Consider the following 22,062-nt stretch of genomic DNA (forward strand, 5'->3'; position numbering starts at 1 on the left):
GGCATGAGTCAGACTTTCGTGGCGCTGGTCCAGCATCCCGGCGAGCAGGAGTGGCTGCAGAGCAGCCTGGCCGGCTGCGGGCAGGTGGTGCTGGCCAATAGCGGGACCCTGGAAGAACTGCTGTCGCTGCTGGATGTCACTGGCGCGACGGTGCTGTTCACCAGCCTGAACAAGGCCAACTTGGTCTCCCAGGGCTCGCTGATCGAGGGGCTGGTCTCAGCGCGGCCGCTGCTCTCGGTCGTCGCCGTCGGCGATGGCCTGGACAACCAGCTGGTGCTGGCCGCCATGCGCGCGGGAGCCCGGGATTTCGTCACCTACGGCGCCCGGGCCAGCGAACTGAGCGGGTTGGTCCGCCGTCTCGGCGGGCGCCTGCCCACGGTGCCGGTGAGCGCCACCCAGCAGGGTGAACTGATCAGCCTGATCAGCGCCCGGCCCGACGCCGACGGAGCCTTCGTCGCCCTGCACCTGGCCCTGGCGCTGCAACGCCAGGCGGACCACCGGGTGCTGCTGGTGGACATCGGCCAACCCACCGGCGAGGCGTTGGCGATCCTTGGCATGGAGCCTTCATTCACCTTCGCCGATGCGCTGCGCAACCTGCGCCGCCTGGACCAGACCCTGATCGACAGCGCCTTTGCCCGCCACGAATCCGGCCTGCGCGTGCTCAGCCTGTCGGACGAACCCGGCGTGCTGGAGCGCATCACCACTGCCGAGCTGTATCTGTTGCTGGGCAACCTGCGCAGCGCCTTCAGCCATATCCTGATCAACCTTACAGGCGTTGCCGAAGGCGAACTCAGCGGCCAACTGCTGATGCAGGCCAGCCGCGTGCTGTGGCTGGTGGACCAGAGCGTGCCGTCCTGCAAGAAGGGGCTGGAACGCCTGCGCCGCCTGCGCGAGCGCACGCCTGCGCTGCCGCGTATCGAGCTGCTGATCGAGCGTTACTGGGCCTCGGTGCCACCGGATGCGCCGGCGCTGGGCAAGATGTTCGGCCTGGAACTGTTCGGCGTGCTGCCGGCCTCGCCTGAAGCCCGCCTGCGTGCCAAGAACGTCGGCCAGAGCCTGTTCGACCTGGCTCCGCGTGACCCGCTGACGGTGAAGCTGCGCGACCTGGCCGAGGCGCTGGGTGCGGGTGTGGCCGAGAGGCGCGGGCTGTTCAGCTGGATCGGCCGGGCGAAGGCCGCGCGCTCATGAGCCAGCACTACGGCGGCGGTCACGGCCGCCACGACCAGGACCTGCAGACGCTGAAGATGCGCCTGCACCGCTACATCATCGACGAGATCGACGAAGACGGCATGAACCTGCTGGAGGGCGCGCGGCCGGCGGTGGCGCAGTACGTCTCCGAGAAGGTCTGCGAGTATGCCTCGCGCCGCCAGCTGGCGATCTCCCGCTACGAACTGGACCGCCTCGCCGAGGAGGTGGTGGACGAACTCACCGGGTTTGGCCCGCTGGAAATCCTCCTGCGCGATCCGGGCATCTCGGAAATCCTGGTCAACGGCCCGGACCGGGTGTTCATCGAGCACGAAGGCCGGCTGTACCAGAGCGACCTGCGCTTCATCGACGACCACCATGTGCAGCGGGTGATCCAGCGCATCCTCGCGCCGCTGGGGCGGCGCCTGGACGAGTCCAGCCCGATGGTGGACGCGCGCCTGCCCGACGGCAGCCGGGTCAACGCGATCATCCCGCCGGTGGCGCTGGACGGGCCTTGCCTGTCGATCCGCAAGTTCAGCAAGGAGCTGCTCAAGAGCGCCGACCTGCTGGCCTACCAGAGCGTCGACGAAGCCATGCTGGCGTTCCTCCGTCAGGCGGTGGCGAGCCGCTGCAACATCCTCATCAGCGGTGGCACCGGGACCGGCAAGACCACGCTGCTCAACGTCATGAGCAGCTTCATCGACGAGCGCGAACGCATCGTCACCATCGAGGACACCGCCGAGCTGCAACTGGGCCACGACCATGTGGTGCGCCTGGAGACCCGCCCGCCGAACGCCGAAGGCTTCGGTGAAGTGACCGCCCGCGACCTGATCCGCAACGCCCTGCGCATGCGCCCGGACCGCATCATCCTCGGCGAGATCCGCGGCGTCGAAGTACTCGACGTTCTGCAGGCGATGAACACCGGCCACGATGGCTCGATGAGCACCGTACACGCCAACTCGGCGATGGATTCGCTGCTGCGCCTGGAGATGCTGGTGGGGCTCACCGGCCAGCGCGTGCCGGAGCAGACCCTGCGGCAGATGCTCTGCTCGGCGCTGGACATCATCGTGCAGATCACCCGCCTGTCCAACGGCCGCCGCTGCGTCAGCGAGATCCTCGAAGTGCTGGAGGTACGTGACGGCGTCTACGTCACCAACTCGCTGTTCAGCCTCGACCGGCGCGGCACCGGGCAATTCGTCCGCACGGCCCAGCCGAGCGGCATCAAGTTTCGCCAGGTGCTGCTGTGAACGGCGCCCTCTGGCTGGTCGTGGGCAGCCTGGCGCTGGCGGCGCTGGGCATGGGGCTGGCAGGCATGAGCTGGCGCGCGCGGCACCATGAACTGGTGATGCGCCGCCTGAGCGGAGAGAGCGTGGTGGCCGGAGGAGGGCGCGCCCGCAGCAGCCACTGGCTGGCGCGGCGCATGCGGCGTGCCGGCATCTCCGACATGCGCGGCTGGGTGCTGGGTGCCGTGGTGGTTTGCATCGTACTGGGGCTGTTCGGACAGCGCCTGGCCGGTCCGGTGGGCGCGCTCTGCGGCGTCGGGGTGGGTGTGCTCGGCTTCCATGCACTGCTCAATCTGCTGTACCGGCGTCGCCTGCAGAAGATGATCCGGCAGATGCCCAACTTCCTCGACCAGGTGGTGCGCAGCCTGCACTCGGGACGAACCCTGGGGGATGCCATCACCCAGGCGGTGAACGCCGCCGACGACCCGCTGCGGGAAATCTTCTCGCTGGTGAACAACCATGTGCTGCTGGGTATCAGCCTGCCTGAGGCGCTGCAGGAGGTGGCGGAGCTCTACGACGTGGAGGAGCTGCACGTGCTCTCCCTCGGCGTGGCGGTGAACCACCGTTACGGCGGCAACACCACTGACCTGCTGGAGAACATCATCAAGGTCATCCACGAGCGGGAGAAGCTCGGCCGCCAGCTGCGCGCGATGACCGGTGAAACCCGCATGAGCGCCCTGGTGCTGGCGCTGCTGCCGGTGAGCCTGGGCGGCTACATCCTGTTCAGCAATCCGGGCTACCTGATGAACATGTGGCAAGACCATGGCGGCCGCCTGATGCTGCTGACTTCCCTGGGGTTGCAGGTGCTGGGGTGCTACACGCTCTGGCGCATGCTCAAGAGCATCTGAGGAGGCCGGCATGCCCCTGATGTACGGATTGATGGTGGTGATCCTGGCCCTGGCGGCGATCCTCCTGCTGCTCTCGCAGAGCCGCACGGCCGGTCGCGAACAGCGCCTGATCGAGCAGCGCCTGGGCGGCGATGCAACGCCGCACGGAGCTGGCCAGCGCATGGCGCGGGCGTTCGACCGGATGAGCGACAGCGGCCTGGGGCGACGCCTGCAGCTGCGCGATGAGGAAGTCCGGCTGCTGCTCAACCAGGCCGGCTGGTCCGGCAGTACGCCGCGGCGTATCTACCTGATGTCGATATTCCTGGTTCCCCTGCTGTTCGTGGCCATCGTACTGGTGGTCCTTGCCACGCCGGGGCACGCCCATACCTCGCCGCTGCTGCCATTGTCCTTCGCCGCCGGGGTCGGCTTCCTGCTGCCCAAGCGGGTGCTGGCCTACTTCGCCAGCAAGCGCCGGCAGCGCCTGGCAGACGAGGTGATCCTGTTCATCCAGCTGATCCGCATCCTCTTCGACTCCGGCCTCACGGTGGAGCAGAGCCTGCGAGTGGTCAGCCGGGAAGGGCGGAGCATCGTGCCGGTGCTGGTGGAAGAACTGGATGGCGTCCTGGCCCATGCCGAAAGCGGCCTGGACCTGGCGGATGAGCTGGAACTGCTGAGCAAGCGCCTGGCGGTGGGGGAACTGAGCGACTGCTGCAACGTACTGCGCCAGATGCTGCGCCAGGGCGGCAGTGCTCGCGGATCGCTGCTGACGCTCAAGCAATTGTTCGAGGATCGCCGCCTGACCGGCCTGCAGGAAAAGGTCAGCAAGATGTCGGCGAAGATGAGCCTGGTGATGATGACGCTGCTGTTCCCGGCGCTGCTGATCATCCTCGCCGGGCCCGGCTTCCTCGCGATCACCAAGGCCCTGGGGAGAATGGGATGAGAAACGCGTGCTTGATCGGCCTGCTGGGCCTGACCCTCGGCGGCTGCGCCAACTTCGACACCCTCGGCGGGCCGAGCGTCGGGCAGAACTGCGACGAGAAGCTCGGCCAGGCGGTGGAACTGCAGCTCAATCTCGCCCGCGAGATGCTCGACAACGGCCGTGCCCACGCCGCCCTGGCCAACCTCGAAACCCTGCCGCCGAACTCGCTGGAAGTCCGCGAAAGCAAGGCGCTGGCTCTGCGCCGCATCGGTGATCCCAAGGCACGCATCATCTACGAAGGGTTGCTGGGCACCTGCAAGGCCGCCGAGGCCCACCATGGTCTGGGGCAGATTGCCATGCGCGGCGGCAATACGGTGGAAGCCGAGCGCGAGCTGCGTGAAGCGGCGCGTTTGCAGCCCACCGACAGCGCGCTGCGCAACGATCTGGGTTACGTCCTGCTGCGGCGCGGCGAGCTGGAGAAGGCGCGCTTCGAGTTCATCACCGCCATGGAGCTGAACGAGCACGACAAGCTGCCGGCCACCAACCTGCTCAGCGTCATGTTCATCCAGGGCGAGAGCAGCGAGGCCAGCCGGTTGATCCAGAGCGTCGGGCTGTCTGCCGAGCAGGTCCGCGCGGCCCAGGACCAGGCGAAGGACCTGCGTCCGATAAGCCCCGCCAGCCCGGGCAGCCAGCCGGCGGTGCGGGCCGAAAGCGTGAGTTACGTGGACGAGCCGGTGGAAGACGCACACCCGGCTCAGATCGTGTCGACTCCGGCGGTGGCGCGCGACGCCAAGCTGCTGGTCAAGGCCCGCTGAGGTGGGCAGGGAGGGAAGGATGAAGACATGGATTCTGGCCGGCGCACTGCTGGCGACGCCGATGCTGGCCCAGGCGGTGGGGACCACCCACACCGAAGCCGGCACCACCGCTCGTGACCAGCAGGAAGTGCTGACCTGGCTGGACCTGCAGAGCAGTGGCAAGGCCGCTTCGGCCCACCGGCAGAGCGCCACACCGGCCGAGCGAGACCGCGCCTACCAGCGCTACCTGAAGAGCTATACCCACGAGATTCCCGAGTACCTGCTCGACGACAACAACGGCTTCAGCACCGACAAGAACTGATCCCTTCCGGAGGCTGCCATGGGACGTGAACGGCAGCGAGGCGCAATCGGCGTCATGGCGGCGGGAACGCTGCTGCTGGCGCTGATCTGCCTGGCCCTGGTGATCGACACCGGGCGCCTGTACTTCGAACAACGCAAGCTGCAGCGTGTGGCGGACATGGCGGCGCTGGAAGCCGCCACCCAGGGTGGCATGTGCGGCTCGCAGCTGGCCGCTGACATCCAGGGCTATGTCACCGCCAGTGCGGCGAAGAACGGCTTCGTGCCCGGGACCGGCGACACGCTGGTCGGGACACTGGGCAGTGTCAGTTTTTCTGCCGGTTACGGCAGTGCCGATTCCCAGCGGGTTTTCAGCGCGGGCGGCAACCTGGCAGATTCCGTGCGCGTGCAGGCCACCCACAGCGTACCCTCCAGCTTGGTACTCAACGTCGCCAGCCTGTTCAGCGGTGCGTCGAGCACTACGGTGATCAGTGCCCAGGCCGTGGCACGGCGCTCGGCGATGGCGGGAATCTCCGCGGGTAGCGGTGTGTTGAGCCTGGACTCGAGCAACTCGCCGTTGCTCAATGCCCTGCTCGGCGGGCTGCTGGGCACCAACCTCAACCTGGACGTGGTGACCTACCAGGGCATCGCCGGGGCCAACGTCTCGCTGCTCGCCCTGAGCCAGCAGCTCAAGGCCGCCGGGGTGAACCTCGAACTGGGCAAGATCGACAGCCTGCTGGGCGCGAACGTCACCGCTGCACAGTTGCTCCAGGCCATGGTCAACGCGGCGGACTCCTCACAGCTTGTCGGGGTGAACACGGCGCTGCTGCGCACGGCGCTGGCCACCATCAACGTGCCGACGGCGCAACTGACCCTGGGGCAGATTCTCAGCGTGGTGGCGCCGGACAGCGTGCGCGATACGGCGCTCAGTGCCGGGGTCAATATGCTTGACCTGCTGATGGCGACGGCGCTGGTGGCGAACAAGAACAACGCAGTGAACCTCGATCTGAAGGGAAAGAGCATCGCTGGAGTTGTGCCGACCGTGAAGTTATGGGTCATCTCCCCGCCGACCATCGCCTATGGGTATCCGGGCAAGGACGGCGCCGGAAACTGGCGAACAGTGGCGAAGAACGCTCAAGTGCAATTGGAGGTGGGGGCCAACGCCAACCTGCTTGGGTTGAATCTGGTGAGGCTGGCGCTGAGCCTCAAGGTGGGTGTGGCGGAGGGTTATGCCGCGCTGGACACAATTCAGTGTGGAGGCGTGGGCAAACCCGTCACGGTCAATGTGAAGGCGCGGCCGGGCGTAGCGAGCGCCAGTCTCGATGCCAATGTCAGTCTGCTCTCCGGCGCCAATGGCAGTCTGGTTGGGGTGACCATCACCAACACCGGTACGGGAGCTACAGGTAGCAGCACGTCGACGTCTACCCAATTCGCCATTCCAGGAGAGCAATCCCTCAGCTTCCTGGTCAGCAGCCCTGCCGATCTGCCCAGCGCGGTAAAAAGAGTACAGAGCCCATTGGGATCATCGCTGGGGACGGGGCTGACCAGTCTGGCGAATTCCCTGACCATCAAGGTTGAGCCAGGCGGTAACTGCAACAACATCCTCAGTTGGCTGCTGTGTACATTGAGCAGTCTGGTGAGTTCGATTGCGCAGCTTGCTCTCGATCTCACAGGTGCGGTGGGTGCACTGGTCACCGCGCTCGGCCAGCAACTGATTGACCCATTGCTGGCCTTGTTGGGCATCCAGACCGGCATCCTCGACGTGCGCCTGATCGACCTCCAGACCGGCGGCGCGGAGCTGCTGATCTGAAGATCGTCAGAGGGCGAGGCGGACTCAGTGCACCGCGCTGCTCTGCGAGGCGCTGGGGGAGATGGCGAGGGCGAGCTGGGTGCGGTTGTGCATGTGCATCAGCCGCAGCACCTGGGAGACATAGAGCTTCACGGTGTTCTCGGTGATCCCCAGATCGTAGGCGATCTGGTAGTTGGTCAGCCCCTTGCTCACCAGGCGCGCCACCGCCTGCTGGCGCGGCGAGAGCTTGTTGAACAGCGGGTTGTTGACCACCGGCGTCATCTGCTCGGCGTTGCTCGGCGCTGCGCTGGCCGCAGGCTCGGGCTGTTCCTGCTTGAGCGCGCCGCTGCTGGCCGGCTGGCCGCCACCACCATGGACTTCATACTTGATCTTGTGGATATCCCGCGAGATCGAGTTGAGCGATTCGGCGAGGTACTCCAGGCGCTGATTCACATGGCTCAGGCTGAGCTGGCTGCGGATGCGCTCGTGCAGGCGCGCCTCCAGGCGCTCCAGGCCCTTGAGCAGGTCCATCGGCGCCACCGGCTTCTGGTAGTAATCGGCGACGCCGACGCGCATGGCCTCGATCACTTCCTGGCTGCCTTGCTGGCCGGTGAGGATGATGGTCTCGAAGAACCGCGTCGCGCCGGCCACGTCCTTGAGTGCCTCGACCACGCGGATGCCGTTGTCGCGCCCCAGGCCCAGGTCGCAGATCACCAGGCCGATCGAGGCGTCATCGCGGAATTTCTGCAGAGCACTGTCCTTGCTGTCGCTGACCACACAGCGGTAGCCGCTGTTCTCCAGCAGTTCGGAAAGCTCCGCAGTAACCTGAGGCTCGTCATCGATGACCAGCACGCTGAAACGGCGATTGGCCGTTTTTTCCATGACTGCACGCTCCTTGAAGGATTACTTCCATTATTTTTATCGTCCGGCCGTTCAATTACCGTAGCCGGATCGTCCCATCAGGTGATGGATGGTATTAACCCTTAGCATATAGTCGTTAAGTTTGGACTCTGCCAATTGTCGGAATCATTTTTATTTGAGGAGCGACAGGGTCGTCAGAAGACCGGCGAACAGCGCGAAGATGAACGGAAATGACTTGAACCTTGACGGTTGCAGTTTGGTTAATTGCGATTTGCAATTAGCCGGTACTTTGTCCGAATCAATCAAAAGTTTGCTGGCGAACATCAGCACCACACAGAACAGGCAGGCCACCGCCAGGGTGTACAGCACCGTCAGCGGGTCGCTGGCCAGGCCCAGGGCGATCAGTATTTTCACGTCGGCCGCGCCCAGCTTCCCCAGCCAGTAGCCCGGCACGCTGAGCAGCGCCGCCAATAGCGCGGCGACCCCCGCGGCAAGCGGCGCGTAGCCCGTCAGCGTGTGGCCCGTGACCAGCAGGAACAGCAAGGCGGCCAGCGCCCCACCCAGGGTCAGCCAGTTACTGACCCGCAGCCGCGTGAGGTCCTGGCTGGCACAGACGGCGAACCAGCCCAGCAGGCAGAGTTTGAACAGCATCGAGAATGTCCTTATCCCGGAACGGCGACTTCGAAGCAGGTTAGTGGAGTTTTAAGGTATCCCGCACTCCAGCGCCATATTGCAATTGAAGCCATGGGTAATCGAGTTTGGCTCGCAACGTTATTCCGATAGGCCATGAAGGCGAATCGTGGAAGAGCGCCTAGTATTGCTGGAGAGCGGTATTTATCCGACGGCGAGTATCTTCAGTAAAGTTCCGCTGTGCCGACAAGTTGAACGATCATTCAAGTTGGAAGTTGGTCCGGGAGTATTTCGCATGAACGGAGTCGGCGGGCGTGGCACTCAACGAGGCGCGGTGGCTATCGAGTTCGCCGCCGTATTCGTGCTGTTCTTCGCAGTTCTCTACGGACTGCTCGGTTATTGCGTGCCCCTGCTGATGCTGCAGTCGTTCAACGATGCGGCGGCGGCGGGTGCGCGAGTGGCCGTCTCGGTGAATCCCCAGGCCGCGGGTGGCTACAGTGCCGCCCTGAAAGCGGCTGTGGATAACGCCGTGACCCAGCGCCTGAGCTGGATGCCGGTGAGCTGGCGCAACGGCTGCTACAGCGGGCAGTTCATGGATACCCCGGTGACCGAGACGGTCTCGGGGCGCCAGTACACGCGCGTGCGGGTGTGCGTCAGCTATCCCTACGCCACCTCGCCCATCGTCCCGCTCCTGACCCTGCCGGGAATCGGCACGGTGCCGCGCCTGCCCGACGTGCTCAGCGGCACCGCCAGCGTCCTGCTCTGAGGTACTGGATGTTCGATTTCTGGCGCTCCAGGCCTCGCGGCCAGCATGAGATGAACGAGAACCCGGCGCCGAGCCGGCCCCTGGCGGCACGCCGACGTCCGGCGCTGCCGGTGGAAGAGCTGGCCGAGCCCGTGGTGACCGGCCACTGGGACCTGTGGCTGGAGCTGGACAGCCGCGATCGCGTCATCGCCCGAGGTGGCAGCCAGGCGCACCGCCTGCTGCCGCCGGTGCCGGGCAACGGCGACCTGCCCGGGCTGGGAGACTATCTGGACCGGCGCATTCCCGGCGGCATGCAGGTGTCCAGCCTGCGCGGTGGTGAGCGGCTCGACCTGGTGCTGCGCAGCACCGGCGACCTGCCGCTGGTCTGCCGCTTCCAGGCGGTCCTGCAGCCCAACGAGCATTGCCTGCTGCTGGGTACGGACATCTCCGACCTGAACTGGCAGTCCGACAGCCAGCAGCACAAGCTGCAATGCCTGAACCTCAGCAAGCTGCTGCTGGCGCGTCTGCGCCACAGTTCGCAACGCCGCCTCGGCGAGGCCGTCAGTGAGGTACTGGAGGCGTTCTGCAGCAACTTCCACATGCGCAGCATGGCCCTGCTGCTGGAAGCGCCGGACCAGAGCCTGCGGGTCTTTGCCTGCTACGTGCAGCCCGGCTTCGACAGCCTGCTGCGGGAAAACCTGGCCCTGCCCGGCGATGAGCTGCGGGCCGCCAGCGGTGCCTGCCTGCTGGGGGCCGATGACAGCCCGTCGGAGCTGCTGCGTACCTTGTGCTGCGCCCAGCTCTACCTGATCCCGGCGCCCGTGCGCGGGGGGCGGCTGGCCGGGTTGCTGGCCGAACCGATGGAGCACGGCGGCAGCTGGCCAGGGCTGGCGCCGAGCGACTGGCAGTACCTGGCGGAAATCCTCACCAACCTCGTCCACGAGCGCACCGAACTGCACAATCTGCGCGACAGCAGCCGGCGCCTGAACCTGCTGCAGGACATGGTGGGTGGTGGCTGGTGGCGCTTGCGCGTCGACGAGGGCCTGTTCGAACTGTCGCCGGCGGTGGCGGCGAGCCTGGGGTTGCCCGCCGGGCAGCTGCAGCTGGCGTTGAGCGACCTGCTGAGCCAGTTGCACCCCGCCGACGCCGACGAACTCAGCCTGCGCCTGCGCAACCTGCAACCGGGCGGGCGACTGGTCCAGGACCTGCGCCTGCGCGGCGCGGCTTCTAGCCAGACGCGCCGCTGGCTGCGCCTGCAGGGCCGGCGGCAGGCGCGCGCCGGCGACCAGTTGATGGACGGCGTGCTGCTGGATATCAGCGAAGGCAAGTTGCAGGAAGAGCAGGCGCTGGCCGCCCACGCCCGGCTGCGCAACCTGATCGACAGCGCGCCGGTGGTGATCTACGTGCAGCGGGTGGAGGAGGGGCACCTGATCCCCGAGTTCTACAGCGAGAGCGCCGGCAACCTGCTCGGTCTCGACCTGCAGGGCCAGAATTGGCAGGCGCTGGCCGAACGGGTGCACCCGGATGATCTGGAAACCTTCCTCGACCGTGGCCGCGAGCTGCTGCGCGAGGGCCGCGTGCGCACCGAGTACCGCCTCTGCGACAGCGCCGGAGAATGGCACTGGCTGTACGACGAGGCCAAGCTGCTGCGCGATATCCAGGGCATTCCGCAGGAGGCTGTCGGCCTCTGGCTGGACGTTACCGAGCAGCACCTGGCCGCGTTGCAGATCGCCGAAAGCGAAGAGCGCTACCGCGTGCTGGTGGAGGACTCGCCCGCTCTGATCTGCCGCTACGACCCCGACCTGCAGCTGACCTTCATCAACCACACCTTCGCCCAGGTACTGGGTGAGCCAGTGGACGCGCTGCTCGGCCGGCGGCTCGACGAGTGGCTGTCCGAGCAGGACTGCAGCGCCCTGCGCGCGCGTCTGGTGGGTGGCGGCCAGAGCGTGGCGGACGATTCCTGGGAGCTGCGTTTCTGCCTGTCCGGCCAGCGCAACCTCTGGCTGATCTGGTCGGACCGGCCTTTGCTGGACTCTGAGGGGCGGCTGGTCGAAGTCCAGGCGGTGGGGCGCGACAATACTGCCGTGCGCCATGCCCAGCAGCAGCTGGCACAGGGCGCGAAGATGGCCAGCCTGGGCGAGATGGTCAGCGGCATGGCCCACGAGATGAAGCAGCCGCTGCACGTCATGCGCATGTCCCTCTATAACGCCCGACAGAAGCTCGGCGAGCCCGAATACCTGAAGGAAAAGCTCGAGCGTGCCGACGCGCAGATCGACCGGCTTTCGCGGGTGATCAGCCACATGGGCGTGTTCAGCCGCAAGTCGGAGCTGGAGGCCGCGCCCTTCGATCCCTACGACGCCTGCGAAGGTGCCGTCGCCTTGCTGGGGGAAAGCCTCACGCAGCAGGGCATTACCCTGGAATGCCGGCCACCGGCGCAGCGGGTGGTGGTGCGCGGCTATGCCGACCAGCTGGAGCAGGTGCTGATCAACCTGCTGGCCAACGCCCGTGACGCTCTGCTGGGACGAGGAGAAGAGGGCGCGCGCTGGGTCGGCGTCTCGCAGGAGCCCTGCACGGATCCCGGCTGGGTGGAGTTGCATGTGCGCGACAACGCCGGCGGCATCGACCCGGTAGTGATCGAGCGCATCTTCGAGGCCTTCTTCACCACCAAGCCCATCGGCAAGGGCACGGGGCTGGGTCTGTCGGTGAGCCACGACCTGATCCGCAACATGGGTGGCAGCCTGTCTGTGGATAACTTCAAGGGCGGCGCGCGTTTCGTCATCCGCCTGCCGAGGCAGGCCATCACGGTTTGAGCGACCGGAAATGAAAAACGCCTGCGGATGCAGGCGTTTTTTTGGTGCGCGGCGCGGGATCAGCCGATGAAGCGCGAGGACAGCCAGAACAGGCCGGCGGACAGCGCGATCGACACGGGCAGGGTCAGTACCCAGGCCATGAGGATGTTGCGGATCGTGCTGCCTTGCAGGCCGCTGCGGTTCGCCACCATGGTGCCCGCCACGCCCGAGGACAACACGTGGGTCGTGGACACCGGCAGGCTGTAGATGTTGGCCATGCCGATGGCGGCGGTCGCGGTGAGCTGGGCGGCGATGCCCTGGGCATAGGTCATGCCCTGCTTGCCGATCTTCTCGCCGACGGTGAGCACCACGCGCTTCCAGCCAACCATGGTGCCGATACCCAGGGCCAGGGCTACCGCGATGATCACCCAGAAGGGCGCGTATTCGGTGGTGCTGGTCAGGTCCTTGCGCAGCTTCTCGAGGTCCGCCTTCTCGCGGGACGGCAGCTCGGACAGCTTGCCGACCTTCTTCGCGGTGTCGTCCAGGCACAGCAGGTAGCGGCGCACCTGGACGCGCTCGTCGTCGTTCAGGTCGTTGTAGCTGGAGACGCCGTGCAGGTCGCTCAGCAGGCCCTTGAGGGTCGCTTCGGTCTGCTTCGGCTCGCAGCGGTACAGGTCGGGCATGTCCGCTTCGCCGGCCTTGCCCAGTGCGAGCATCTCGCCGAGAGTGTCGGAGTGGCGGTTGTAGAACTGCTGCAGGTGGATGGCGGCGTCGCGGGTGCGCTCGATCTGGTAGGTGGTGCTGTTCAGGTCGAGGACGAACTTCGCCGGGACGATGCCGATCAGCACCAGCATGATCAGGCCGATACCTTTCTGGCCGTCGTTGGAGCCGTGCACGAAGCTCACGGTCATGGCCGAGATCACCAGCACCAGGCGGTTCCAGAACGGCGGGTGCTTCTTCTCGTCGACGTCGCGACGGGTTTCCGGGGTCTTGTGCATCTTCGACAGCGGGTAGAGCCACTTCAGGCCGATCAGCAGGGCGCCGGCGACGATGAAGCCGGCCAGCGGCGAGAAGATCAGCGACAGGCCGATGTCGATGGCCTTGCCCCAGTTGATCCCGTCGGCCACCGGTACGCCGTTGATCAGGGCATTTGCCAGGCCTACGCCGAGGATCGAGCCGATCAGGGTGTGCGAGCTGGAAGCCGGGATGCCGAAGTACCAGGTGCCCAGGTTCCAGGTGATGGCCGCGGCGAGCAGCGAGAACACCATCGCCAGACCGTGGCCGGTGTTCACGTTGATCAGCAGTTCCACCGGCAGCAGGTGGACGATCGCGTAGGCGACGCCAACGCCGCCGAGCAACACGCCAAGGAAGTTGAAGATGCCGGAGAGGATCACCGCGCGGTACGGGGACATGGCCTTGGTGTAGATGACCGTGGCCACCGCGTTGGCGGTGTCGTGGAAGCCGTTGATGAACTCGAACGCCAGGACGAATGCGAGTGCCAGCACCAGGCTGATACCCACCCAGAGATCGAGTCCGCTGAAGAGATCGAACATGAAAATTCTATGACCGGTCGGAGACGGGGCGGCGATTATGCCAGAAGCTTGGAGCACCGTATTTAGCCTGAAACGGTTTCTCCAATTTGCGCGACGCCTCGTCGCACGGCGCTTTCAGACAGTGTGGAAAAAGTTTGCAATGCTTCCACGCGGGCCGCCGGCCCATCGGATGAGTATTTGCAGGCCAACTGGCGGCTCCCCCACGGAGCGCTGCCCGCCCATTGCCTCAAGACTTTCCCACAACAGATTCGGGCGAGTCTTTCAGCCTGGGGTCGTACCTGCGATTTAAACGGAAGCGCCTTCCTGATCCTTTTTCTGTCGTTCTTCTTCGATTCTTTCCAGTTCCCGGTCGAAGGCCTTGTCCTGCACGCTGGGTCGCTTGCGCCAGGGTTTCTTGCCGGGTTCGGGCTGGGCGGCATAAAGGGTCACTTCGCCGCCCTGTTCATCCTTGAAACGTTGCTCCTGGCGCTCCAGTTCCGCGCGCAGTTCGTCTTTGGTCACGATCATTCCTGATGACTGAAAGCTGATGACTAAAAGCTGATGATTTGAAGAGGGTGACTGGCAGCTGATGACGATGGGCCGCTCGCCGGCAGTCGACGTCCCGCCAGGGCGACGCCCTGAAAGTGTAGACGCTCAGCTTGCACTGGCGTGCCGGCTGCAAAAGCGCTGCGGATTATAACCTTTCGCGGGGGGAGGCCGGGCGGGGATCGCCGACGGACGGTTTCAGCCCACTGCTGGCGCGGGCTGAACTCACCTCAGCCGGTGCGGCTGAGGTTCAGTTCGCCGATCTTTTCCAGGCGCGCGCGGACGATGTTGCGGCTGATGCCCAGCAGACGGCCGGTCTGCAGCTGGTTGCCATGGCAGAAGTGGTAGGCGGTGCGGAACAGCACTTCCTCGACATGCTCGTAGAGATCCGGTTTGTTGCTTTCGAACAGCTCCAGCAACGCCTGCTCCAGGGTGGCCTCGACACGGGGCGCCAGGGCGTGGGGGAAGGCTTCGTGGCGCAGCGAGTCGTGGCGTGGCGCGGATGGCAGCTCGGCGAGTTGCAGGTCGCCCGGCTGCACCTGCTGGTTGCGGCACACCAGCAGGGCGTGGTGGATGGCGTTCTCCAGCTCGCGGATATTGCCCGGCCAGGTGTGGCCCAGCAGCTTGCGTTCGGCCTCGGGGCTCAGGGAGGCGCGGTTGTAGCCCAGGCGCTGGCAGTGCTCTTCGAGGAAGAACTCGGCCAGCGGCAGGATGTCGCCGGGGCGCTCGCGCAGCGGGGGCAGGCGGATGGTGGCGACGTGCAGGCGGTAGAACAGGTCCTCGCGGAAATGCCCGGCCACCACGGCGTCGGCCAGGTTGACGTTGGTGGCGGCGACCACCCGTACGTTGATCGGCACCGGTGTGCGCGAGCCCAGGCGCACCACTTCGCGCTCCTGCAGCACGCGCAGCAGTTTCACCTGCATGTTCAGCGGCAGGTCACCGATTTCATCGAGGAACAGGGTGCCGCCGTTGGCCGACTCGAACCAGCCGGCCTTGCTGCTCGTCGCGCCGGTGTAGGCGCCTTTCTCGTGGCCGAACAGTTCGCTTTCCACCAGCGTCTCGGAGAACGCGCCGCAGTTCACCGCCACGAAGGGCGAACCGCTGCGGCGGCTGAGCTTGTGGATATGTCGCGCGACCAGCTCCTTGCCGGTGCCGGTCTCGCCGATGATCAGCGCGTTGGCTTCGCTGGGCGCCAGGCGCTCGATGCGGTTGAGCAGCTCCTGCGAGCGCGGGTCCTTGAACACCAGCACCGTGGCGCGGACCGACTTGGTTTGCTCGCGGGCATTGGGAAGGGTCAACAGCGACATGGCGGGTTCCTGGCGTACCGAATGGGTGGCAGCGCCATACTGCGGCATTTTTCATATTTCAAAAAATTATCAATTCGAATTTATATATAACCAATTCCCCTTGCGGGCTCGTGCAAACCATTACGGGCCGGCTGGGACGACGTCCAGCATCGCGTCGCAGCCCTCGCGAATACTGGGCTGCAAGCTACGCTCAGAGTGGCAATTCCATCCTGGGAGACCACTCCATGACCACCGTTCGGATTCCGCTGCTCGTCCTGGCTCTGCTTTTTTCGGCGCAAGGCTTTGCCGCCACCGCCGCGCAGACCGCGCAGCAGGAGAAGATGAAAACCTGTAACGCCGACGCCACGACCAAGGCGCTCAAGGGCGATGAGCGCAAGGCGTTCATGAGCACTTGCCTGAAGGCGGGCGGGGGCGAAACCAAGGCGACGACGGCGCAGCAGGAAAAGATGAAGACCTGCAACGCCGATGCGACCAAGAAGGCGCTCAAGGGTGATGAACGCAAGGCGTTCATGAGCACCTGTCTGAAGAAGTGAGGATGGAGCGCGGCAGGGCCGCGCGGGGTACGAAAAAGGGCAGCCATGGCTGCCCTTTTTCAATGGTGTCTGTCTCTTCGGTCCGGCATTACAGGCCCGAGAACACCAGCCAGGCCGCGGCCATGGCGTAGAGGACGATCACCGCATCCATGCGCAGCGCAGGCGGGAGTCGCCGCACGAGGTTCATTTCTTGGCCACCGCGGACCAGAAGCCCTGGGCATTACGGAAGGGCTGGCGGGCCATCTGTTCGGGACGAGTGATGCCGTCGGCACGCAGGGCGTTGACGAGGGCGGAAAAGGACTTGGCGCTGTAGCTCATGATCGGGCTCCCGATGCTTTCTCTCCTTGGGGTGGAGCTATGAAAACACCCGGGCCGCTATCGACGGAAATGGATCGTCTTAAGGGTGACCATCGATGAAATTGATGGAAGGCCAGGTCAGTTCCAGCTGGCTCCTGAAATACCGTGCCTCGCCGGTGAACGGGTCGACGAACTCCAGTTGCCGGGCCAGCAGCTTCAGCGGCTTGTCGAAATCTTCCGGCGGCCGCTCGCCGCGCGGCGGCAGCGTCGGGTAGAGCGGGTCGAAGCACAGCGCCGCGCCCAGGCCGGACATGTGTACGCGCAACTGGTGACGTTTGCCGGACACCGGGTGCAATCCATAGCGCCACAGCTCGCCGCGCTGCTCCAGCACCTCGATGCGCGTTTCGCTGTTGGGCTCACCGTCCACTTCCTGCATGCGGATGAAGGGATCGCCCTCGACCATTCGCGAGCGATGCACCAGCGGGAATTCCCGTTGCGGCAGCGCCGGGGCGATGGCTTCGTACATCTTGTGGATGCGCCGCTCGCGGAACAGCGCCTGGTAGGCGTCGCGGTTGTCCGGGTTGGCGGAGAACAGGACCAGTCCGGCAGTGAGCCGGTCGATTCGGTGCAGCGGCACCAGCTGCGGGTTGTCCAGGCGCCGGGTGAGGCGGGCGAGGAGGGTTTCCTCGACGTACTGGCCCGCAGGCGTCACCGGCAGGAAGTGCGGCTTGTCCGCTACCACCAAGTGTTCGTCGGCATACAGGATGCTTTCCTGGAAGGGGATCGGCGCTTCCTGCGGCACCTCGCGGAAGTAATGGATGCGCAGCGCTTCGCGGTAGGGATGCTCGGGACCGATGGGCTGGCCGTCGTTGTCCAGCACCTTGCCGCGCGCCATGCGGTCCAGCCAGGTGTCGCGGCTGATCGCCGGGAAGCGCGCGCACAGGCAGTCGAGCACCGTCGTCCAGGGGCCGGCGGGCAGGTGCAGGATGCTGGCGCGTTGCTGGGCGGTGGAGAAGCGGGAGCTGGACATGCGGGCGGGCGACCGGGTTCGACAGGCTGCGCATTAGGCCGCAGCGGCGTGGCGGCCGTCAAAGCCGCCACGACTTCCGGTCTTTTTATGGGCCGTCCTCAGGCGGGGATCGGGTTGATCTCCACGGTGATGTGCGCCAGCTCTTCGTGGATCTGCAGGCGCTGGCGCACCAGCTCGGGCGTCAGGTTGCCGCTGCTGGCGAGGCTGAGGATGCAGGCGTAGCGCGACTTGCCCACGCGCCACAGGTGCAGGTCGGTGATGCGCGCCGGACAGGGCAGCTCGGCAACTACCTCGCGGATTTCCTCCACCACCGGGTCGTTCATCTCCGCATCCAGCAGCACCCGGCCGCTCTGCTTGAGCAGGCCGACCGACCAGACGGCCACCAGCACGGCGCCGACCATGCCCATCAGCGGGTCGAGCCAGGCGGCGCCCCAGATCAGGCCGCCAATCAAAGCGATGATCGCGGCCACCGAGGTGGCTGCGTCGGCCAGCACGTGGAGATAGGCGGCGCGCAGGTTCAGGTCGTGACCATGGTCGTGATGGTCATGGTCGTGGTGATGGTCATGTCCATGAGGGTGATCGTGGCCATGGTGGTGCTCGCCGCGCAGCAGCCAGGCGCAGGCCAGGTTCACCAGCAGGCCGATGACCGCGATGGCGATGGCCTGCTGGTAATGGATCGGCGAAGGGGAGAGCAGCCGGGCGACGGACTCGAACATCATCAGCGCAGCCACTCCCAGCAACAGGATGGCGCTGGTGTAGCTGGCGAGAATCTCGATCTTGAAGGTGCCGAAGGCGAAGCGCGCGTCGCCCTTGAAGCGCCGCGCCGCTACGTAGGCGAAGAACGCCAGCCCCAGCGCCAGGGCGTGGGAGCTCATGTGCCAGCCGTCGGCGAGCAGCGCCATGGAGTTGAAGATCCAGCCGCCGGCGATCTCCACCACCATCATCACGACGGTCAGCAGCGCGGCGCGCAGGGTGTTGCGTTCGGCCAGGGGATTGCCTTCGTGGAACTGGTGGTCGTGGCGACCGTCTTGCGGGTGGGCGGCGTGCTGCATGATGATGGTCCGTAGGATCAGTCTGGATACTATACCCCAGTATACCTTTGGAGTTTTGACGTGGGACATACCATCAAGGACCAGAAGAAGCTGCTGACCCGGGTGCGGCGCATCAAGGGCCAGAGCGAGGCGCTGGAACGGGCGCTGGAGGCGGGCAGCGAATGCGCGGCGATCCTGCAGCAGATCGCCGCCATCCGCGGCGCGGTTAACGGGCTGATGGCCGAGGTGCTCGAAGGCCACCTGCGCGACCACCTGGGCGCCGAGGATCGTACCGCGGCGCAGCGCCACGAGGACCTCGAGCAGGTCATGGGCGTGCTGCGCTCCTATCTGAAATAAGGGCGTACCGGGTCAGTCGGACAGCCGCACCGCCAGCTCGTCGGCTTCTTCGGTCCAGTCCGAGTCCTGCTGCAGCGCCTCGCGCAGGAACTGCGACTGGGCGGCGTTCCAGAACGGTGCGTCCGGCAGTTTCTGGCCCTCGGCGAGGCGGTGGCTGCCGAGGAAGGCATCGATGTCCTGGCGCCCGTCGGGCAGGCCCAGTTGCTTGAACAGGGCGCTCAGGCTGTGCTGGCTGGTATCCATGACGATCTCCTTGGTTGAAATGGAGCGCGCCGCCACGGCGCGCGGCAATGCAACAACTATAGGAGCCCCTGCCGGCGAGCAAGGTTCGGATTGGCAATCGCGGCGGAAATAGATAGCCTGCTTTCAATCGTCCCCGCACACGCTCCGCCACCCACCGTCAGGCCCGTCCATGAGCTCGTCCGAGCAGCGAACCGCCGCCGTCACCCTGCGCATCCTCGCGACCGTCTTCTTCACCTTTGTCCTGTTCCTGAGCATCGGCCTGCTGCTGCCGGTGCTCCCCGGCTTCGTTCACGAGGGCCTGGGCTATTCCACCGTGGTCGCTGGCGGGGTGATCGGCCTGCAATACATTGCCACCCTGGTTTCGCGCCCGCTGGCGGGCTACGTGGCCGACACCTACGGGGCCAAGCGCGCCGTGCTCCATGGTCTGGGCGTGCTGGGCGCTGGCGGGGTGCTGGTGCTGGCTTCCACCAGCCTGGAGTCGGTGACCTGGCTGAGCCTGATCCTGCTGCTCGGCAGCCGCCTGCTGTTCGGTCTGGCGCAGGGCTTGCTGGGGATTGGTACAGCGAGCTGGGGCATTGCGCTGGTGGGCACGCAGAACACCGCCAAGGTGATTTCCTGGAACGGCATCGTCAGCTACGGCGGCATCGCCATCGGGGCGCCGCTGGGAGTGACCATGTCGGCCTCGCTGGGCCTGTGGAGCCTGGGCGCGAGCATCCTGGTGCTCACCGCCCTGGGCTGGCTGGCGGCCCGTGGCCGTGCGGAGGTACCGACCATTCCGGGCGTTCGCATGGCCTTCCACGCGCTGCTCGGCCGCGTGCTGCCCTACGGTATGTGCGTGATGCTCGGTTCCATCGGCTTCGGCACCCTGGCGACCTTCATCACCCTCTATTACGGCAGCCAGGGCTGGGCGAACCCGGCCTGGTGCCTGACCGCCTTCGGTGTCTGCTTCGTCGGCGCTCGGCTGATCTTCTCGGGCATGGTCAATCGCTTCGGCGGCTTTGCCGTCGCGGTGGTCTGCCTCGGTGTGGAGGTCGTCGGCCTGTTGCTGCTCTGGCAGGCGCCGGGGCCGGGTTTCGCGCTGTTGGGCGCGGCGTTGACCGGTTGCGGTCTGTCGCTGGTCTATCCGTCGCTGGGCGTCGAGGCGGTGCTGCGCATCCCGGCCAGCAGCCGCAGCGCGGGGCTTGGTGCCTACGCGCTGTTCTTCGACCTGGCGATGGGCATCGCCGGCCCGCTGATGGGGCTGGTTGCCGCCCGCCACGGCTACGCGTCGATCTTCCTGGTCGCCGCCGGGCTGGCGCTCTGCGGCTTCGTCATCTGCTTCGGCCTGCTGCGCTTCACCCGGCAGCAGCACGAGGAGTTGCCCAGGGATTGAGCTGGGCTGGGTTTCACACCGGCGGGAAGGCCTTGAAGACGTCCAGCGCTTCGGCCTGTTCCGCCCAGTCGCTCACCGCCGGGTAGCTGTCCGCCGGAATGTCTTCGGAGTGCAGCAACTGCACGAAGGTCCAGGCCACGGCGATGCTCAGCCCGGCCTGGTCCAGCGGTGCGCCGGCGTCCAGTGACATCTCGCGCAGCTCGCTCTCCAGTTGCGCCAGGGCGGCGTGCAACTGCTGGTCGACCCGCTCCTGCCAGGTGGCGAGCTGCCTGTCCTGCGGCCGCTGCTGCTCGTAGTAGCGCTGCACCGCCTTCTCCATGACCGCCAGGGCCAGGCCCAGCAAGCGCGTGGCGCGCACCCGCGCGTCCGGCTCGGCGGGCATCAGGCTGCGCCCGGCGAGGTGTTCGAAGCAGTCGATGATCAGGGTGGAATCCATCAGCACCTGGCCGTCGCCCAGCACCAGGGTCGGCGCCTTGACCACCGGGTTGATGCCGCGGAACTCCTCGTAGGTGCGGAACACCGACAACGACTGATGGCTGAATTCGATGCCGAGCAGGCGCAGGGTGATGGCGACGCGGCGCACGTAGGGTGAGTCGAGCATGCCGATCAGGTGCGGAAGCTTCTGTTGCATGGGCACATCCTGTTAGTGGAAATTGCATCGTGGTTGACGCGGTTTTCCGCGCGGTGGCCCTGAATCTAGCGGCTTTGGTCGCTGGGAAATAGCGACGATTAATGACCAATTTGGTTAGGAAAACTTACATGAGCGCATTGCCACCGCTTTCCGCCCTGCGCAGTTTCGAGGCCGTTGCCCGGCTCGGCAGCGTGACCCTCGCGGCCAGCGAACTGCATGTCACCCACTCGGCCATCAGCCAGCAGGTGCGCCTGCTGGAGAACCTGCTGGGCATCACCCTGCTGCAACGCGAGGGCCGGGGATTGCGCCTGAGCGAAGAAGGCCGCCTGTATGCCCTGCAGATTCGCGGAGCGCTGCGTGATATCGCCGAGGCGACCCGCCTGGCGAAGGCGCGTCCGGGCGAGGATGAGCTGGTGGTGGCGCTTACCCCGTCCTTCGGCCAGAAGTGGCTGCTGCCGCGCCTGCCGCGCTTTCGCGCGACTTATCCACAGTACCGCCTGCGCCTGCTGGCCAGCCTGGAAGTGATGGACCTGCGCCAGGGGCTTGCCGACGTGGCGATCCGCATCGGCCAGGGCCATTGGGAAGGGCTGGCGCAGGAGCGACTGTTCGAGGATGAAGTCGTGGTCGTCGCTGCGCCGGACTTCAACGGCGGGCTGTTGCCTGGCAGCCCGGAAGAGATCCTCCGCTGCCCGCGCGTTACCGGCTTCGAATCCTGGCTGGGCTGGTGCCAGGCGGCTGGCGTGGCGGTGCCGCAGGAGGCGGCGGAGTTCGTGGTGAACGATTCCAACCTGAGCATCGAGGCGGTGCGCATGGGGCAGGGCATCGGCCTCGAACGGCGCAGTCTGGTGGCCGGCGCGCTGGAAAACGGCGAACTGGTGGCGCTCAGCGATCTGCGCGTTCCGTACGGCTTCCCCTACTGGCTGGTGTGGCCCGAGCGCGAGGCGACCCAAGCCAAGGTGGCGGCGTTTGCCGGGTGGTTGTCTGGCGAGGTGGCCGACTATCTGCGCCCCATCGTGTGAGATTGATGAGGTTCACGTGCGGACTGCGTCCTGCGTGAAAGCCCC

At 66.0% G+C, this 22,062-nt stretch carries 23 protein-coding genes; 13 read left to right on the forward strand and 10 right to left on the reverse strand.

The window, feature by feature from the left end; all coding sequences use genetic code 11:
- The first annotated feature begins 3 nt into the window (after positions 1-3).
- Genes tadZ through ABKS89_RS06095 form a run of 7 tightly spaced genes read left to right on the forward strand, consistent with a single transcriptional unit; the run spans position 4 to position 7,115 of the window.
- Complete coding sequence (gene tadZ / locus ABKS89_RS06065) at positions 4-1,188, forward strand: type 4b pilus Flp biogenesis protein TadZ (RefSeq protein ID WP_138212342.1); 1,185 nt, start codon at positions 4-6, stop codon at positions 1,186-1,188.
- Entirely contained in the window at positions 1,185-2,432 is a 1,248-nt protein-coding gene (gene tadA / locus ABKS89_RS06070) for a type 4b pilus Flp biogenesis ATPase TadA (protein ID WP_045209664.1), read from the forward strand. The genes tadZ and tadA overlap by 4 nt, the downstream gene beginning before the upstream one ends.
- Complete coding sequence (locus tag ABKS89_RS06075; protein ID WP_348588020.1) at positions 2,429-3,316, forward strand: type II secretion system F family protein; 888 nt, start codon at positions 2,429-2,431, stop codon at positions 3,314-3,316. The genes tadA and ABKS89_RS06075 overlap by 4 nt, the downstream gene beginning before the upstream one ends.
- 10 nt (positions 3,317-3,326) lie before the next feature.
- Positions 3,327-4,235 carry a type II secretion system F family protein gene (locus tag ABKS89_RS06080; RefSeq protein ID WP_348588019.1) on the forward strand — a complete coding sequence of 303 codons (909 nt, stop codon included), beginning with the start codon at positions 3,327-3,329 and terminating at the stop codon, positions 4,233-4,235.
- Complete coding sequence (locus tag ABKS89_RS06085; RefSeq protein WP_348588018.1) at positions 4,232-5,029, forward strand: tetratricopeptide repeat protein; 798 nt, start codon at positions 4,232-4,234, stop codon at positions 5,027-5,029. Before ABKS89_RS06080 ends, ABKS89_RS06085 begins: the two co-directional genes overlap by 4 nt.
- Positions 5,030-5,048: 19 nt before the next feature.
- Positions 5,049-5,330 carry a DUF3613 domain-containing protein gene (locus tag ABKS89_RS06090; RefSeq protein WP_348588017.1) on the forward strand — a complete coding sequence of 94 codons (282 nt, stop codon included), beginning with the start codon at positions 5,049-5,051 and terminating at the stop codon, positions 5,328-5,330.
- An 18-nt stretch (positions 5,331-5,348) separates the two neighbouring features.
- Positions 5,349-7,115 carry a pilus assembly protein TadG-related protein gene (locus ABKS89_RS06095; RefSeq protein WP_348588016.1) on the forward strand — a complete coding sequence of 589 codons (1,767 nt, stop codon included), beginning with the start codon at positions 5,349-5,351 and terminating at the stop codon, positions 7,113-7,115.
- 24 nt (positions 7,116-7,139) lie between these two features.
- Here ABKS89_RS06095 and ABKS89_RS06100 read toward each other — a convergent pair whose 3' ends face one another.
- Together ABKS89_RS06100 and ABKS89_RS06105 are read right to left on the reverse strand one after the other, a co-directional pair.
- A complete protein-coding gene (locus ABKS89_RS06100; protein WP_138212347.1) occupies positions 7,140-7,976 on the reverse strand; it encodes a response regulator transcription factor in 837 nt (278 codons plus the stop codon).
- 150 nt (positions 7,977-8,126) lie between these two features.
- Complete coding sequence (locus tag ABKS89_RS06105) at positions 8,127-8,606, reverse strand: prepilin peptidase (protein ID WP_348588015.1); 480 nt, start codon at positions 8,604-8,606, stop codon at positions 8,127-8,129.
- A 274-nt stretch (positions 8,607-8,880) separates the two neighbouring features.
- Here ABKS89_RS06105 and ABKS89_RS06110 point away from each other — a divergent pair, with 274 nt between their 5' ends.
- Positions 8,881-9,351 carry a TadE/TadG family type IV pilus assembly protein gene (locus ABKS89_RS06110; protein ID WP_138212349.1) on the forward strand — a complete coding sequence of 157 codons (471 nt, stop codon included), beginning with the start codon at positions 8,881-8,883 and terminating at the stop codon, positions 9,349-9,351.
- An 8-nt stretch (positions 9,352-9,359) separates the two neighbouring features.
- On the forward strand, positions 9,360-12,140 hold the full coding sequence (locus ABKS89_RS06115; RefSeq protein ID WP_348588014.1) for a PAS domain-containing sensor histidine kinase: 2,781 nt from the start codon (positions 9,360-9,362) through the stop codon (positions 12,138-12,140).
- A gap of 59 nt (positions 12,141-12,199) precedes the next feature.
- On the opposite strand, the gene ABKS89_RS06120 is transcribed toward ABKS89_RS06115, so the two are convergent.
- The 3 genes from ABKS89_RS06120 to ABKS89_RS06130 form a co-directional block, all read right to left on the reverse strand.
- Positions 12,200-13,672 (reverse strand): inorganic phosphate transporter, encoded by a 1,473-nt coding sequence (locus ABKS89_RS06120; protein WP_138212351.1) that lies wholly within the window; start codon positions 13,670-13,672, stop codon positions 12,200-12,202.
- A gap of 285 nt (positions 13,673-13,957) precedes the next feature.
- A complete protein-coding gene (locus ABKS89_RS06125) occupies positions 13,958-14,173 on the reverse strand; it encodes a hypothetical protein (protein WP_081517536.1) in 216 nt (71 codons plus the stop codon).
- 254 nt (positions 14,174-14,427) lie between these two features.
- Positions 14,428-15,504 (reverse strand): sigma-54 interaction domain-containing protein, encoded by a 1,077-nt coding sequence (locus ABKS89_RS06130; RefSeq protein WP_138212352.1) that lies wholly within the window; start codon positions 15,502-15,504, stop codon positions 14,428-14,430.
- A 224-nt stretch (positions 15,505-15,728) separates the two neighbouring features.
- Here ABKS89_RS06130 and ABKS89_RS06135 point away from each other — a divergent pair, with 224 nt between their 5' ends.
- Positions 15,729-16,037: a PsiF family protein gene (locus ABKS89_RS06135; RefSeq protein WP_045209676.1), complete on the forward strand. Its 309-nt coding sequence runs from the start codon at positions 15,729-15,731 to the stop codon at positions 16,035-16,037.
- Positions 16,038-16,220: 183 nt separating this feature from the next.
- Here ABKS89_RS06135 and ABKS89_RS06140 read toward each other — a convergent pair whose 3' ends face one another.
- The 3 genes from ABKS89_RS06140 to dmeF form a co-directional block, all read right to left on the reverse strand.
- On the reverse strand, positions 16,221-16,355 hold the full coding sequence (locus ABKS89_RS06140; protein ID WP_017519380.1) for a hypothetical protein: 135 nt from the start codon (positions 16,353-16,355) through the stop codon (positions 16,221-16,223).
- Between the two features lie 79 nt (positions 16,356-16,434).
- Entirely contained in the window at positions 16,435-17,364 is a 930-nt protein-coding gene (locus tag ABKS89_RS06145; protein ID WP_138212353.1) for a pseudouridine synthase, read from the reverse strand.
- 98 nt (positions 17,365-17,462) lie between these two features.
- Complete coding sequence (gene dmeF / locus ABKS89_RS06150) at positions 17,463-18,416, reverse strand: CDF family Co(II)/Ni(II) efflux transporter DmeF (protein ID WP_348588013.1); 954 nt, start codon at positions 18,414-18,416, stop codon at positions 17,463-17,465.
- 60 nt (positions 18,417-18,476) lie between these two features.
- Here dmeF and ABKS89_RS06155 point away from each other — a divergent pair, with 60 nt between their 5' ends.
- Positions 18,477-18,752 carry a metal/formaldehyde-sensitive transcriptional repressor gene (locus ABKS89_RS06155; RefSeq protein WP_024764116.1) on the forward strand — a complete coding sequence of 92 codons (276 nt, stop codon included), beginning with the start codon at positions 18,477-18,479 and terminating at the stop codon, positions 18,750-18,752.
- Between the two features lie 12 nt (positions 18,753-18,764).
- Here the strand turns inward: ABKS89_RS06155 and ABKS89_RS06160 are convergent, their stop codons facing one another.
- Positions 18,765-18,995 carry a DUF2789 domain-containing protein gene (locus ABKS89_RS06160; RefSeq protein ID WP_348588012.1) on the reverse strand — a complete coding sequence of 77 codons (231 nt, stop codon included), beginning with the start codon at positions 18,993-18,995 and terminating at the stop codon, positions 18,765-18,767.
- Positions 18,996-19,164: 169 nt separating this feature from the next.
- On the opposite strand from ABKS89_RS06160, the gene ABKS89_RS06165 reads away from it, so the two are divergent.
- A complete protein-coding gene (locus ABKS89_RS06165) occupies positions 19,165-20,367 on the forward strand; it encodes an MFS transporter (RefSeq protein ID WP_138212356.1) in 1,203 nt (400 codons plus the stop codon).
- A 13-nt stretch (positions 20,368-20,380) separates the two neighbouring features.
- Here ABKS89_RS06165 and ABKS89_RS06170 read toward each other — a convergent pair whose 3' ends face one another.
- Positions 20,381-20,998: a glutathione S-transferase family protein gene (locus ABKS89_RS06170; RefSeq protein WP_348588011.1), complete on the reverse strand. Its 618-nt coding sequence runs from the start codon at positions 20,996-20,998 to the stop codon at positions 20,381-20,383.
- Between the two features lie 128 nt (positions 20,999-21,126).
- Between ABKS89_RS06170 and ABKS89_RS06175 the strand changes: the two genes are divergently transcribed.
- A complete protein-coding gene (locus ABKS89_RS06175; RefSeq protein WP_348588010.1) occupies positions 21,127-22,017 on the forward strand; it encodes a LysR substrate-binding domain-containing protein in 891 nt (296 codons plus the stop codon).
- The last annotated feature ends 45 nt before the right edge of the window (positions 22,018-22,062 follow it).

It is taken from the genome of Pseudomonas sp. LABIM340, assembly GCF_040017195.2.
Classification (GTDB): domain Bacteria; phylum Pseudomonadota; class Gammaproteobacteria; order Pseudomonadales; family Pseudomonadaceae; genus Pseudomonas.

Bases quoted from the DNA above. Each gene is read 5' to 3' on its own strand.
- tadZ (WP_138212342.1), top strand. From the start codon at position 4: ATGAGTCAGACTTTCGTGGCGCTGGTCCAGCATCCCGGCGAGCAGGAG.
- tadA (WP_045209664.1), top strand. From the start codon at position 1,185: ATGAGCCAGCACTACGGCGGCGGTCACGGCCGCCACGACCAGGACCTG.
- ABKS89_RS06080 (WP_348588019.1), top strand. From the start codon at position 3,327: ATGCCCCTGATGTACGGATTGATGGTGGTGATCCTGGCCCTGGCGGCG.
- ABKS89_RS06085 (WP_348588018.1), top strand. From the start codon at position 4,232: ATGAGAAACGCGTGCTTGATCGGCCTGCTGGGCCTGACCCTCGGCGGC.
- ABKS89_RS06090 (WP_348588017.1), top strand. From the start codon at position 5,049: ATGAAGACATGGATTCTGGCCGGCGCACTGCTGGCGACGCCGATGCTG.
- ABKS89_RS06095 (WP_348588016.1), top strand. From the start codon at position 5,349: ATGGGACGTGAACGGCAGCGAGGCGCAATCGGCGTCATGGCGGCGGGA.
- ABKS89_RS06100 (WP_138212347.1), bottom strand. From the start codon at position 7,976: ATGGAAAAAACGGCCAATCGCCGTTTCAGCGTGCTGGTCATCGATGAC.
- ABKS89_RS06105 (WP_348588015.1), bottom strand. From the start codon at position 8,606: ATGCTGTTCAAACTCTGCCTGCTGGGCTGGTTCGCCGTCTGTGCCAGC.
- ABKS89_RS06110 (WP_138212349.1), top strand. From the start codon at position 8,881: ATGAACGGAGTCGGCGGGCGTGGCACTCAACGAGGCGCGGTGGCTATC.
- ABKS89_RS06115 (WP_348588014.1), top strand. From the start codon at position 9,360: ATGTTCGATTTCTGGCGCTCCAGGCCTCGCGGCCAGCATGAGATGAAC.
- ABKS89_RS06120 (WP_138212351.1), bottom strand. From the start codon at position 13,672: ATGTTCGATCTCTTCAGCGGACTCGATCTCTGGGTGGGTATCAGCCTG.
- ABKS89_RS06130 (WP_138212352.1), bottom strand. From the start codon at position 15,504: ATGTCGCTGTTGACCCTTCCCAATGCCCGCGAGCAAACCAAGTCGGTC.
- ABKS89_RS06135 (WP_045209676.1), top strand. From the start codon at position 15,729: ATGACCACCGTTCGGATTCCGCTGCTCGTCCTGGCTCTGCTTTTTTCG.
- ABKS89_RS06140 (WP_017519380.1), bottom strand. From the start codon at position 16,355: ATGAGCTACAGCGCCAAGTCCTTTTCCGCCCTCGTCAACGCCCTGCGT.
- ABKS89_RS06145 (WP_138212353.1), bottom strand. From the start codon at position 17,364: ATGTCCAGCTCCCGCTTCTCCACCGCCCAGCAACGCGCCAGCATCCTG.
- dmeF (WP_348588013.1), bottom strand. From the start codon at position 18,416: ATGCAGCACGCCGCCCACCCGCAAGACGGTCGCCACGACCACCAGTTC.
- ABKS89_RS06160 (WP_348588012.1), bottom strand. From the start codon at position 18,995: ATGGATACCAGCCAGCACAGCCTGAGCGCCCTGTTCAAGCAACTGGGC.
- ABKS89_RS06165 (WP_138212356.1), top strand. From the start codon at position 19,165: ATGAGCTCGTCCGAGCAGCGAACCGCCGCCGTCACCCTGCGCATCCTC.
- ABKS89_RS06170 (WP_348588011.1), bottom strand. From the start codon at position 20,998: ATGCAACAGAAGCTTCCGCACCTGATCGGCATGCTCGACTCACCCTAC.
- ABKS89_RS06175 (WP_348588010.1), top strand. From the start codon at position 21,127: ATGAGCGCATTGCCACCGCTTTCCGCCCTGCGCAGTTTCGAGGCCGTT.